General features: G+C 68.0%; 13 protein-coding genes and 1 pseudogene. 6 read left to right on the top strand and 8 right to left on the bottom strand.

The genetic code is table 11. The annotated features are described in order from the left end of the window. The coding region (locus VGC47_03055; protein ID HEX9854270.1) for a cation diffusion facilitator family transporter at positions 1–378 on the top strand (378 nt) is incomplete at its 5' end. A 262-nt stretch (positions 379–640) separates the two neighbouring features. Further along, the gene (locus VGC47_03050; GenBank protein HEX9854269.1) at positions 641–1,483 is read left to right on the top strand and encodes a homoserine kinase; all 843 of its coding nucleotides are present in this window, start codon (positions 641–643) and stop codon (positions 1,481–1,483) included. A gap of 4 nt (positions 1,484–1,487) precedes the next feature. Here the strand turns inward: VGC47_03050 and VGC47_03045 are convergent, their stop codons facing one another. Then, entirely contained in the window at positions 1,488–2,219 is a 732-nt protein-coding gene (locus VGC47_03045; protein HEX9854268.1) for a gamma-glutamyl-gamma-aminobutyrate hydrolase family protein, read from the bottom strand. A 155-nt stretch (positions 2,220–2,374) separates the two neighbouring features. Between VGC47_03045 and VGC47_03040 the strand changes: the two genes are divergently transcribed. Then, on the top strand, positions 2,375–2,467 hold the full coding sequence (locus VGC47_03040) for an aurora kinase A-interacting protein (GenBank protein HEX9854267.1): 93 nt from the start codon (positions 2,375–2,377) through the stop codon (positions 2,465–2,467). Between the two features lie 14 nt (positions 2,468–2,481). Next, positions 2,482–3,591 carry an aminotransferase class V-fold PLP-dependent enzyme gene (locus tag VGC47_03035; GenBank protein ID HEX9854266.1) on the top strand — a complete coding sequence of 370 codons (1,110 nt, stop codon included), beginning with the start codon at positions 2,482–2,484 and terminating at the stop codon, positions 3,589–3,591. Positions 3,592–3,647: 56 nt separating this feature from the next. Here the strand turns inward: VGC47_03035 and VGC47_03030 are convergent, their stop codons facing one another. The 4 genes from VGC47_03030 to VGC47_03015 form a co-directional block, all read right to left on the bottom strand. Continuing rightward, the gene (locus tag VGC47_03030) at positions 3,648–4,505 is read right to left on the bottom strand and encodes a PAC2 family protein (GenBank protein ID HEX9854265.1); all 858 of its coding nucleotides are present in this window, start codon (positions 4,503–4,505) and stop codon (positions 3,648–3,650) included. Positions 4,506–4,584: 79 nt separating this feature from the next. After that, positions 4,585–6,747: a heavy metal translocating P-type ATPase gene (locus VGC47_03025; protein ID HEX9854264.1), complete on the bottom strand. Its 2,163-nt coding sequence runs from the start codon at positions 6,745–6,747 to the stop codon at positions 4,585–4,587. A gap of 8 nt (positions 6,748–6,755) precedes the next feature. Next, positions 6,756–6,965: a cation transporter gene (locus VGC47_03020; protein HEX9854263.1), complete on the bottom strand. Its 210-nt coding sequence runs from the start codon at positions 6,963–6,965 to the stop codon at positions 6,756–6,758. Further along, positions 6,962–7,252: a metal-sensitive transcriptional regulator gene (locus tag VGC47_03015; protein HEX9854262.1), complete on the bottom strand. Its 291-nt coding sequence runs from the start codon at positions 7,250–7,252 to the stop codon at positions 6,962–6,964. The genes VGC47_03020 and VGC47_03015 overlap by 4 nt, the downstream gene beginning before the upstream one ends. A gap of 129 nt (positions 7,253–7,381) precedes the next feature. On the opposite strand from VGC47_03015, the gene VGC47_03010 reads away from it, so the two are divergent. Continuing rightward, positions 7,382–7,993 (top strand): LysE family transporter, encoded by a 612-nt coding sequence (locus VGC47_03010; GenBank protein HEX9854261.1) that lies wholly within the window; start codon positions 7,382–7,384, stop codon positions 7,991–7,993. Positions 7,994–8,016: 23 nt separating this feature from the next. Here the strand turns inward: VGC47_03010 and VGC47_03005 are convergent, their stop codons facing one another. Together VGC47_03005 and VGC47_03000 are read right to left on the bottom strand one after the other, a co-directional pair. After that, a complete protein-coding gene (locus tag VGC47_03005) occupies positions 8,017–8,247 on the bottom strand; it encodes a YrhK family protein (protein ID HEX9854260.1) in 231 nt (76 codons plus the stop codon). Between the two features lie 28 nt (positions 8,248–8,275). Beyond that, positions 8,276–9,211: pseudogene (locus tag VGC47_03000) on the bottom strand (pyridoxal-phosphate dependent enzyme). A 126-nt stretch (positions 9,212–9,337) separates the two neighbouring features. Here VGC47_03000 and VGC47_02995 point away from each other — a divergent pair. Further along, on the top strand, positions 9,338–9,973 hold the full coding sequence (locus VGC47_02995) for a DM13 domain-containing protein (protein HEX9854259.1): 636 nt from the start codon (positions 9,338–9,340) through the stop codon (positions 9,971–9,973). Between the two features lie 6 nt (positions 9,974–9,979). Here the strand turns inward: VGC47_02995 and VGC47_02990 are convergent, their stop codons facing one another. Continuing rightward, positions 9,980–11,131, bottom strand: a complete 1,152-nt coding sequence (locus VGC47_02990) for a PLP-dependent aspartate aminotransferase family protein (protein HEX9854258.1) — start codon at positions 11,129–11,131, stop codon at positions 9,980–9,982. Between the last annotated feature and the right edge of the window lie 67 nt (positions 11,132–11,198).

Below are 11,198 nucleotides of genomic sequence, written 5' to 3'. Positions count from 1 at the left end.
ACGCTCACCGACTGGTGGATCGTCGACCCGGTCCTCGGTGCCGCCGTCGGGCTCTACGTCGTCCCGCGTGCCGTGCGGATCGGCCGGAGGGCGATCGCCATCCTCGTCGAGGCGGCGCCGCGACGGGTCGACGTCACGATGATCGGGGACCAGTTGGCCGAGATCCCCGGCGTCGTCGACGTCCACGACCTCCACGTGTGGTCGCTCACGTCGGAGATGGACATCGCAACCGCCCATCTCATGACCACCGAGGAGACCGACCCGCATGCGGTCCTCGACCGGGCGAGGGCGATGCTCGAGGCGAACCACGGCATCGCCCACGCCACGCTGCAGGTCGAGCCCGAGACGCACACGGGGTGCAGCGAGGTGAGGTGGTGACGGCTCACGAAGTGGAGCCGGCCTGTCGCACGTCCACCGCGCCATCGATCCCGCCCTCGTGTCGCCCGGCACTACCCTCTGCGCCCGTGGCGACCGAGTCGCGCAAGCTCATCGTCCTCTCGCTCACTCGCCGTCGGGACAGCTACCCGGTTCGGCCAGCTCGAGGCAGCGCCCGCAATGCCGACGTCGGGCGGATTCGGGCTGCGAGCGGCCGGGACGTGCGTCGCCTCGTCGGACCCCGCACCGTGACAGGTAATCCGTCATGAGTGCCACCGCCAGCGCGCCCGCTTCGTCCGGGAACCTGGGGCCAGGATTCGACTGCATCGGGCTCGCTCTCGAAGTGCGGTGCATGGTGGCGGCCGAGGAGTTCGACCGGTGGGAGATCGAACAGGACGGGGTGACCAGCCATCCCGGCTCCGCCGACCTGGTCGTGCGTGCCGTCTCCGCGGTGGCGCCCGGCCCGATGCGTCTCGTGATCGACAACGCCATCCCGAGGTCGAGGGGGCTCGGCTCGAGCTCGGCGGTCGCCGCTGCGGCGATGACGGCCGCCCTGAGGGTGAGCGGGGAACGACCCGACGTGGGTCATGTGTTCGATCGGGTCACACAGCTGGAGGGCCACTCGGACAATGCCGCCGCGGCTGCTTTCGGCGGCCTGGTACTCACCCGACCCGGCGCGTGGCGGCGCCTCGAGCTGTGGGACGGTTTCACGATCGTGGTCGCCATCCCGGACTCGGAGCTCTCTACCAGGCGGGCGAGGGCGGTGCTGCCTGAATCGATCGACAGGGCGATGGTGAGCCGGAGCCTCGGTCGGCTCGGGTTCCTGGTGGAGGGGCTGCGCACCGGTGACCCCGAGGCGCTCGCTCTGGCCGCCGGTGACGAGTTGCACGAGGCGCCGCGGGCCCATCTGAGCCCGATCACCGGAGAGCTGATCGAGTGTGCGAAGGCGTCCGGGGCTCGCCACGCCGCGTGGAGCGGCGCCGGACCCTCGGCGCTGGTCCTCACGACGCCCGCCGAGGCGCCCTCGGTGACCGCCGCCTTGGAGGCCGTCCTCGATGGAGCGGGCAAGGTCGAGCGGGTGACGCCGGCGGGCGAAGGCGTCCTGTGACACCTCAGACTGCGGCGTGCCGCGCCGCGGTCACCAGCGCCTCGAACAGCGCGTGTGCGGCTGGATCACCTGCATCCGAGAGGTACTCGGGGTGCCACTGCACTGCGATGAGTGGCCAGTCGGCGTCCTTGGACTCGAGCGCTTCGATGATCCCGTCGTCGGCGCGGGCGACGACGCGTAGCCCGTCGCCGACCTGCTCGACTGCCTGATGATGGATCGAGTTGACCATGGCGTCCGTGCCGATGAGCGTCGCCAACCCACAGGAAACGTCGACAGACACGTGCTGGTGGCCCGCCTTGACGGCCTCACCGTTCACCGAGTGGTCGGTCGAGCCGATCGCAGTTGGGATGTCGCCGATGAGTGTCCCTCCGAGGGCGACGTTCACCACCTGGAGGCCGCGGCAGATCGCCAGCAGCGGGATGCGCTGCCGGGCGGCCTCCCTCACGAGGGCGATCTCGAAGGCGTCACGCTCGTCGCTCAAGTCGTGCATGGTGTCGTCGCGGACGCCGCCGTACCGGGCCGGATCGACGTCACCGCCTCCTGTCAGGACGAGCCCGTCGACCCTCGCCAGCACCTCGGGGACGTCGGCCTCTGCCACGGGAGCGAGGAGCACCGGGAGACCGCCCGCCCTGGCGACCGACATGCGGTAGGTGTGTTGCACGGTGTCCGCACCGAGCATGCCGCCAGACGTTTCGATGATGCGTGGGCGCGTCGAGATGCCGATGACAGGTCGCATGAGGCCACCGATGTTACGTGGTGCCCGCCGCGACCCGGCCGCATCGCAGCTTGCGTAGCAAGGCGAACTCCGCGAAGCTATCCGAGCCGCTGCCGCCCTTTGCAGGCGATTTCGGCGACCTTCACCGTTCCCGACTCGTTCGAGGTCTCAACTACATGGGCTCGTTGATCAAGAAGCGCCGCAAGAAGATGAGCAAGCACAAGTACCGCAAGCGCATCAAGGCGAATCGTCACAAGCGGAAGCGCTGATCAGGATCTCCCGAGTGCGTGATCTCTTCGAGATTCCGGAGGACGTCGCATACCTCAACTGCGCATACATGGCGCCGCAACTTCGTGCCGTCACTCGCGCCGGGATCGAGGGAGTCGCCAGGAAGGAATCGCCGTGGCAGATCGGTGCGGAGGACTTCTTCGCTCCTGCTGAGAACCTGCGCTCCCTCTTCGCGTCGATCATCGGCGGAGACGCAGACGGCGTGGCGTTGACCCCGGGTGTCAGCTATGGGGCCTCGGTCGCCGCCGCCAACCTTCCCGTCGGCCGCGGCCGCAGCGTCGTCGTCGTCGAGGAGCAGTTCCCTTCGAACTTCTATCCGTGGCGCGAGTCCGTCACCCGCGACGGCGGGGAGATGAGAACGGTCGCCAGACCCGGCGTTGGAGGGTGGACGGCAGCCGTGCTCGACCGGGTCGACCGCTCGACTGCCGTCGTGGCGGTTCCGCTGTGCCATTGGACGGACGGATCGCGCCTCGACGTCGCCGCCATCGGCGAGGCGGCGCGCTCTGTCGGTGCGGCTCTCGTCGTCGACGGTTCCCAAGGGATAGGGGTGGTGCCGTTCGATGTCTCGGTGGTGCAGCCGGACTTCGTGGTCACGGTCGGGTACAAATGGCTGCTCGGGCCGTACACGTCCGGCTATCTCTGGGCTGCGCCGCACAGGCGCCAAGGCACACCCATCGAACACGGCTGGATGACGCGCGAGAAGGCCGAGGACTTCGCCAGCCTCGCTCTGTACCGGGACGGCTACCGGGACGGTGCCCGGAGGTACGACATGGGCGAGTTCGGGAACTTCGTGGCGATCCCGATGCTGGCGGCAGGCATCCAGCAGGTCCAGGAGTGGGGACTGGAGGCGATCGCCTCGGGCATCGGGAAGCTGACGAGCCGGATCGCAGAAGTTGCACGCAGGCGAGGTTTCACCGTCCCGGACGCGGAAACGGCCGCCCCCCACATCATCGGACTGCGCATGCCGGGTGGAGCACCGGACGGGTTGGCCGCCGAGCTGGGGGATCGGGGCATCTTCGTGAGCGTGCGCGGCGACTCGGTGAGGATCTCACCACACCTCTACAACACCGACGAAGACGTCGACCGCCTCCTGGCGGCGCTGTGATAGGGCGGCGCGGTGGCGCGCCCTGCCTCCACGCCGGCGCAGCTCACGGCTCGGCGTCAGCCTTGGTCGCGTAGGTAGTCCTCGATCTCGGTGACGAGGTCGTCGCTGAGGTCCGGGTCGAGGTCTTCGTCCTCGATCACCTCGTCGTCGTCTTCCAGTCCCGCCACGTAGTCGGCGAGCTCGTCGGATTCGGCGAGCGCCTCGGCGATCCGCTCGTCGAACTCGGCGGAGACGGTCTCGAGCTCTGTCGTGTCGAGCGGAAGCCGGAGCACCTTGGCAGCCATCTTCGTGAGGGCGAGGGCCGCCTTCGGGTTCGGATTGGCCGCCAGATAGTGGGGCGTCGCCGCCCACAGCGACATTGCCGGCATGCCCTCCTCGCGGCACGCCTCCTGGAGCACACCGACGATCCCCGTCGGGCCCTCGTACGTGGACGTCATGAGGCCGAAGTCGTAGACCCGCGACGGATCGGTGGCGACGCCGATGATCGGCACCGGCAGCGTGTGCGCCACCTCGCCTATGAAAGCTCCCAGCAGGACCGCCTCCTCGACACCGGTCTCCGAGAGGACGCGTGTGATATGGCGGCTGAACGTCTTCCAGCGATAGCTCGGCTCCTCACCGATCACGACCACCAAGTCCCTGGCGTCATCCGGCACGGGAACGGCGTAGAACTTCGTCGTCGGCCATGCCAGCTGCCTCGTCCCGCCCGACCCGATGCTGACCCGCGGCCGGTGGGCCTGGAAGTCGAAGAACTCGTCGGGCTCGATCACCGCGAACGGCTCCTCGACGCCGTAGTGGCCGAGCGCGAAGGTCGCCGCTCCCGAGGCGGCGTCACACGCGTCGTTCCAGCCCTCGAAGGCGATGAGGGCTCGGGGCCGCCGCAGGCTCGGCTTGTGGAAGCGGCGGATGGCGTCCATGGCGTGAAGGCTAACGCGGGTCCCGACGCACATGACGGGCTGCTCCCGTGACATGCCATCGATGGAGGTGCGCCGGGGATCAGGCTCCGAACCGGCGAAGTCGCAACGAGTTGGTGACGACGGAAACACTCGAGAAGGCCATGGCGCCGGCGGCGATCATCGGATCGAGGAGGCCGGCCGATGCGAGGGGAATCGCGGCGACGTTGTAGAAGAAGGCCCAGAATAGGTTCTGCTCGATCGTGCGGAACGTCCGCTTGGCCAGGTCGAGGGCAGTGACGACCAGCCTGGGGTCCCCGGACATGAGGACGACGTCGGCGGCCTCTATGGCGATGTCCGTTCCGGTGCCGATGGCGATCCCGAGGCTGGCGGCCGTGAGGGCGGGGGCGTCGTTGATCCCGTCGCCGACGAACGCCGGCGTGGCCCCGGCACCCTGGAGCCGGGCGACCTCGGATGCCTTCTCCTCGGGCAACACCTCGGCGAGCACGATCTCGATGCCGACTTCGGCAGCGATCGCTTCTGCCGTCCGCCTGTTGTCGCCCGTCACCATGGCGGTTGTGATCCCGGACGCATGGAGCGCGCCGACGGTGGCGGCCGAGCTCGGGCGGATCGCGTCTGCCAGGCCGAAGGCGCCACGAGCCTCGCCGTCCCATCCCGCCAGGAAGGCGGTCTTGCCCTCTCGCTCGAGGCGAGCGGCGGCGTCTGCGAGCCCCGCGGGGACGAGGAGCCCTCTGTCTGCGAGGAGCTTGGACTTGCCGGCCGTCACTTCGGTGCCGTTCACGACGCCCACCACGCCGTTACCCGCAACCGCCTCGACGGCCTCCGGGATGGCGAGCTCGATGTGCCGTTCGTCGGCGGCCAGGGCGACCGCAGACCCGATCGGGTGGCCGCTGGCAGCCTCGATGGACCCGACGAGGTGGAGAAACGTGCGCTCGTCGGGAGATATCACGTCCGTGACGCTCATGAGGCCGCGGGTGAGCGTTCCCGTCTTGTCGAAGACGACGGTGTCGATCGCCTTGGCACGCTCGAAGGCGTCCGCTCCTTTGAAGAGGACGCCGAGCTCGGCGCCTCTGCCCGAGCCCACCATGATCGCTGTCGGAGTCGCCAACCCGAGAGCACACGGGCAGGCGATGATGAGCACGGCCACCCCGTTGCGGATCGCGGTCGGTACGTCGCCGGTTCCAACGAGCCAGCCGAGGAACGTGATGGTGGCGATGCCGATCACTGCAGGAACGAACACTCCCGAGAGGCGGTCGGCGAGCTGTTGGATCGGCGCCTTGGAGGCTTGGGCGTCCTCGACGAGACGGACGATCTGAGCGAGCGCCGTGTTCGGCCCGACCCGGGTGACCGCGATCTCGATCCTCCCGTGCTGGTTCACGGTCGCCCCGAAGACCTCGTCCCCTTCGGACTTGTCGACGGGCACCGATTCTCCAGTGAGCATGCTCTCGTCGATGGTCGATCGGCCTGTGACGATGGTGCCGTCCGTCGGGACCTTCTCACCCGGGTGCACGACGACGACCTCGCCCGGACTCAGCTCGAGTGGATCGACCGTCACCTCGACGCCCCCGCGTATGACCCTCGCCTCGCGAGCCCCCAGCTCCATGAGCTTGACGACTGCCTGCGAAGCCCTGCCCTTGGATCGAGCCTCGAAGAAGCGTCCCAGCAGGATCAACGTCACGATCATCCCTGCCGTCTCGAAGAAGACGTGCTCCCCGGACAAGAGTGCCCACACCGAGTATGTGAAAGCCGCCAAGGATCCGAGGGAGATGAGCGTGTCCATGTTGGCGCCCCGGTTGACGAGGCGTCGCCAGGCGCCGCGGTGGAACTGCGATCCGAAGACGAACACCACGGGCACGGCAAGGGCGGCTTGGACGAGCCTCGCCCCCGTGGTCTCCGGCCCGAGCATCGAGATCGCCATGAGAGGCAGGGCGAACAGTGCCGAGAGGGCAACGTTGCGCAGCTGCGCCCGCTCCTCGGCGGCGTAGCGCTCCACGGGCGTCGACCGTTCATGGCCGGGCTCCATCGGCGTGACCTTGTAGCCGATCTTCTCGACCGCATCCTGCAGAACGGCGACGCTCACGGTCGGAGACACGGTCGCCCGGGCTTCCTGCCCTGCGAAGTTGACGACGGCGCTCGCCACGCCTTCTTGTCTTCCGAGTACGCGCTCGATCCTGATGGCACAGCTGGCGCACGTCATACCTTCGACGTCGAAGGCGATCGTTCGCTCGGTGGTGGCTTGGGACATGGTTTCGCCTACGAGGGCGCCACCTCGTAACCCTGCGATTCGATGGCGGTCACGATCGCGTGGCGTGGAGTCGCCGGATCGAGCACGACGTCGACCGTCTTCGACTCGATCGTCACCTCGACCTGCTCCACTCCCGCAACCTCGGAGACCGCCCCCTCGATGGCGGTCTTGCAGTGACCGCACGAGATGTCGGGGACGCTCAGTGTCAACGTCGTCATAGTCCCTCCTCCGGACCTGTTATGGCTGGCGTGAACCGGAGCGTCGCCATCAACTCGTCGACGATCTGCTCGGAGCGACCCTCCGCGACCGCCTCGAGCACGCACGTCTCCACATGGTTCTGCAGGAGGAGGCGGTTCACCTTCTCGAGCGATCCCTGCACGGCCGACACCTGCTTCATGATGTCGGGGCAGTACTCCTCGGCTTCCACCATCCGGATGACGGCCTCGACGTGCCCCCGCACGGTCTTGAGGCGGTTCAACGCGTCGCGCTTGTGCTCCGATTTCACCCGGCGATGATAGCGCAAACGGACGCCCACCCCACCCAGGGTGGGGCCCCACCAAGGGGTGGGGGTGAGCAGGCTGTGGCTGCTCCTGGGCCGCCACGGGGCGGTTTCGGGCCTCTCTAGATTCCGCCCATGGACGCACTGCTCATCGGCATCGGCGCCGGGTTCGGAATCGCCATCCCGGTGGGCGCCATCGCGGTGCTCATCATCGAGACGGGCATCCGCGGCGGGTTCCGCCCGGCCATGGCTGCGGGGGCGGGCGCCGCCACCGCCGACTTCCTGTATTCGGGGGCCGCCGTCGCCGGCGGAGTCGGGTTGGCGTCGGCGATCGAGTCTTTCGAGGACCCACTCCGCTTCGTGAGCGCCTTCGTGCTGGTCGGCATCGCCATCCTCGGCCTGCGCCGTGGCAGGGTGGCGTTCCCGAGCACGCTGCCCCACGCAGCCGACGCCGATCGGCCGCTCGCAACGTACCGGAAGTTCGTCGGGCTGACGCTGATCAACCCGCAGACGGTGATCTACTTCGCGGCCTTCATCGTCGGTCTCGGTGTTGCCACCTCCATGACCGCCGTCGAGGGCGCCCTGTTCGTGGCGGGTGCAGGCGCCGCGTCGTTGTCGTGGCAGACGTTCATCGCCGGCGTCGGCGCCTTCGCCGGGCAACGCCTCCCCCCGCCGGCACAGAGGACGGCAATCGTGGCAGGCAACCTCATCGTGCTCGGCTTCGCGGTGGTGATCCTCCTGGGGTGAGGACCTTTCCGGCGATGATCGGGCTAGCGCGAGGGGCCGTGGCGCAGCAACGCCTCTCCGAGTGCTGCCGTCAGGATCAGCAGGCTTCCTCCGAGGAACAGCGAGACGCCGTGCACGTAGAAGTGCGGCCGGTAGAAGAGGAGGCAGCCGAGCACGAACAGCAAGGCAGCAGCCACCTGGGCCGCGGTGAGCAGCCATCGGCGAGCGTCGAGGGCCCAGCATGCACGGGCCAGGATGCTCAGGTCGGTGGTCATCGAGCCATCATCCCACGTCGCCATCCATGCCGTGATCTCGGATCCACTCGTCGTTGAAGATGCGGCTGATGTAGTTGCGGCCCGAGTCGGGGAGTAGGACGACGACGAGCTCCTCAGGCAGATCGCGGGCCACCCTGAGGGCTCCTGCAACCGCCATCCCACAGGAGCCGCCGACGAGCATCCCCTCGACTCGAGCGAGGCGCCTCGCCGTCGCGAACGCCTCCCGATCCGCCACCGTCTCCCAGCGGTCGACGATCGACCTGTCGAACGTCTCCGGCCAGAAGTCTTCACCGACCCCCTCGATGAGGTAACCGGCGACGTCGCCGTCCGCCGTGTAGATCGAGCCTTCCGGGTCGACGCCGACGACGAGAACGTCGGGCTTCCGAGACTTGAGGTATCTCCCGGCGCCGGAGATCGTCCCGCCCGTCCCTACGCCGACGACGACGGCGCCCACCCGCCCGTCCGTCTGTGCCCAGATCTCCGGGCCGGTCGTCTCTGCGTGCGCCATCGGGTTCGCCGGGTTGGAGTACTGATCTGGCCGATATGCCCCCGGGATCTCCCGACTGAGGCGCTCGGCGACGGCGTAGTAGCTGTCCGGGTCCTCGGGAGGGACGTCCGTCGGGCAGACCACGACCTCGGCACCGTAGGCGCGCAGCAGGTCCTGCTTCTCCTGCGACTGCTTGTCGCCCATCACTGCGATGAGCCGGTACCCCTTGATAGCGGCGGCCATGGCGAGCCCGACGCCGGTGTTGCCACTCGTCGGTTCGACGATCGTGCCCCCAGGGCCGAGCCGGCCCTCTCGCTCGGCGCGCTCGATCATCGGCATGCCGATCCTGTCCTTGACAGACCCGCCGGGGTTCATCCACTCGATCTTGGCGACGAGATTGCCCGGCGGGTGGAGCCTTCCGAGCCTCACGATCGGGGTCCACCCGATCGCCTCGACGATGCTCTCCCGAATGTCCATCGAAAGCAGGCTAAATGGATTGGCGCCCCGGGATTGCCGGCCCGTGTTCACGAAACGTTCACCCCACCTGGGAAATGGCGCATGAGATGCTCTACGTTGCCACCCCGAACGACGAGGGAGACCGCTTTGAACAGGCCCATCTACAAGCGGCGGTGGTTCGTCATCACCGCGCTGATCCTGGCGATACCCGTCCTGGCGGTCGCCTGGTACCTGGGATCTCCGCTCTTCATCGACAAGACCGTGATCGAGGAGTTCCCGCAGGCCGCCCCTCTCGTCGGGCAGGCAACCGACGGGACGCCGACCACCTCGACCTCGACGGCCGGCTCCACCTCGACCTCGGCGGCTGACGAGCAACCGGGCGAGACGACGTCGTCGACCGAGGCGCCGGCCACGACGACGTCACCGGCTGGGTCGATCGCGCTGCGCGCCGGGACGTTCGTCGACGGCGAGCCCGGCCATAGCGGCTCAGGGTCGGCGACGATCTACGAGCTCGAGGACGGATCACGCGTCCTTCGGTTCGAGGGTCTCGACGTGACGAACGGGCCCGACCTGCACGTGATCCTCACCTCCGTCGCCGAGCCCACCAGTACCGACGACGTGATGGCGACGGGCTACCTCGACCTGGGAGGCCTCAAGGGGAACAAGGGTGACCAGAACTACGAGATCCCGGCCGACTTCGACGTGTCCCAGGCGGGGAGCGTCGTGATCTACTGCGCGCCCTTCCACGTCATCTTCGCAACGGCGTCTCTGACCGTGCCGTGATGGGCCTCAGGCGGCGTCGAGGGCGGCAGCCAAGTCCTCGATGAGGTCTTCGACATCCTCGAGCCCGACCGAGAGCCGGATGAGGCCGTCCGTGATGCCCACCCGCCGGCGGTCCTCGGGCGAGATCGAGGCGTGGGTCATCGTGACCGGGTGGGTGATCAGCGATTCGACGGATCCCAGGTTCTCGGCGAGCGCCCACAGCCTGACGGCGTCCATCACACGCTTACCGGCTTCGAGGCCGCCCACGACCTCGAACCAGGCCATGGCGCCGAACCCTGACGCTTGCCGCTTGGCAAGATCGTGCTGCGGGAACGACTCGAGGCCCGGGTAGGCGACGCGGACGACTTTGGGGTGCGACTCGAGGTAGCCGGCGATCTCGAGGGCGTTCGCCGACTGCCTGTCCATGCGCTCCGAGAGCGTCTTGGCGCCCTGCATCGTGAGCCAGGCGACCTGCGGAGACATCGTGGTCCCGGAGGTGTTCTGCACGAACTTGATCCGCTCGGCGAGCTCCGGCGTGTTCGATACGACGGCGCCTCCGACGGTGGCGTTGTGCCCGTCGATGTACTTCGTCGTCGAGTGGACGACCAGGTCTGCGCCGAGCTCGATCGGGCGCTGGTAGTACGGCGTCAGGAACGTGTTGTCGACGCAGTGCGGGATCCCGTTCTCGGCGGCGACCTCCGACACGGCTCTGATGTCCGTGAGCTTGAGAGTCGGGTTGGCCGGTGTCTCCGTGAAGATGAGCCTGGTCGAACCGGACACGGCTGCCGCGACGTTCTCCGGGTCCGAGGTGTCGACGAACGAGAACTCCACGCCGAAGCGGGTGTACACCTGGGTCGCCAGCCGGTACGTCCCTCCGTATACGACGTCCGAAACGACCACGTGGTCACCGGAGTTGAGCATCGCCATGAAGACGGCGTTCGTCGCTGCCATGCCTGTGGCGAATGCTGCGGTGTCGGCGGCCTCTTCGAGGGCGGTGAGCTTCTCCTCGAGGGCGCGCACGGTGGGGTTGCCGGAACGCGAGTACGAGTATCCCGTGGCGAGGTACTGGTCGACCGAAGGCTGCACGAATGTGGTGGACTGGTGGATCGGCGTCAGAATGGCGCCGGTCGTTGGATCGGGCTCGACGCCTGCGTGGATCTGCTTGGTTCTGAAGCGCATGGCGTTCCTCCGTGCCGGGCGATTCCAAGATAAACGGTCCTGAGGGTCGGCGAGGACGGACGATCCG

Source organism: Acidimicrobiia bacterium, from assembly GCA_036396535.1.
Classification (GTDB): Bacteria; Actinomycetota; Acidimicrobiia; order Spongiisociales; family UBA5794; genus DASWKR01.
Note: the sequence above shows the minus strand (reverse complement) of the source record. Positions and strands in the feature narration are given on the sequence as shown.

Coding starts and splice junctions, on each gene's coding strand:
- VGC47_03050 (HEX9854269.1), top strand. CDS start 641: ATGAGTGCCACCGCCAGCGCGCCCGCTTCGTCCGGGAACCTGGGGCCA.
- VGC47_03045 (HEX9854268.1), bottom strand. CDS start 2,219: ATGCGACCTGTCATCGGCATCTCGACGCGCCCACGCATCATCGAAACG.
- VGC47_03040 (HEX9854267.1), top strand. CDS start 2,375: ATGGGCTCGTTGATCAAGAAGCGCCGCAAGAAGATGAGCAAGCACAAG.
- VGC47_03030 (HEX9854265.1), bottom strand. CDS start 4,505: ATGGACGCCATCCGCCGCTTCCACAAGCCGAGCCTGCGGCGGCCCCGA.
- VGC47_03025 (HEX9854264.1), bottom strand. CDS start 6,747: ATGTCCCAAGCCACCACCGAGCGAACGATCGCCTTCGACGTCGAAGGT.
- VGC47_03020 (HEX9854263.1), bottom strand. CDS start 6,965: ATGACGACGTTGACACTGAGCGTCCCCGACATCTCGTGCGGTCACTGC.
- VGC47_03010 (HEX9854261.1), top strand. CDS start 7,382: ATGGACGCACTGCTCATCGGCATCGGCGCCGGGTTCGGAATCGCCATC.
- VGC47_03005 (HEX9854260.1), bottom strand. CDS start 8,247: ATGACCACCGACCTGAGCATCCTGGCCCGTGCATGCTGGGCCCTCGAC.
- VGC47_02990 (HEX9854258.1), bottom strand. CDS start 11,131: ATGCGCTTCAGAACCAAGCAGATCCACGCAGGCGTCGAGCCCGATCCA.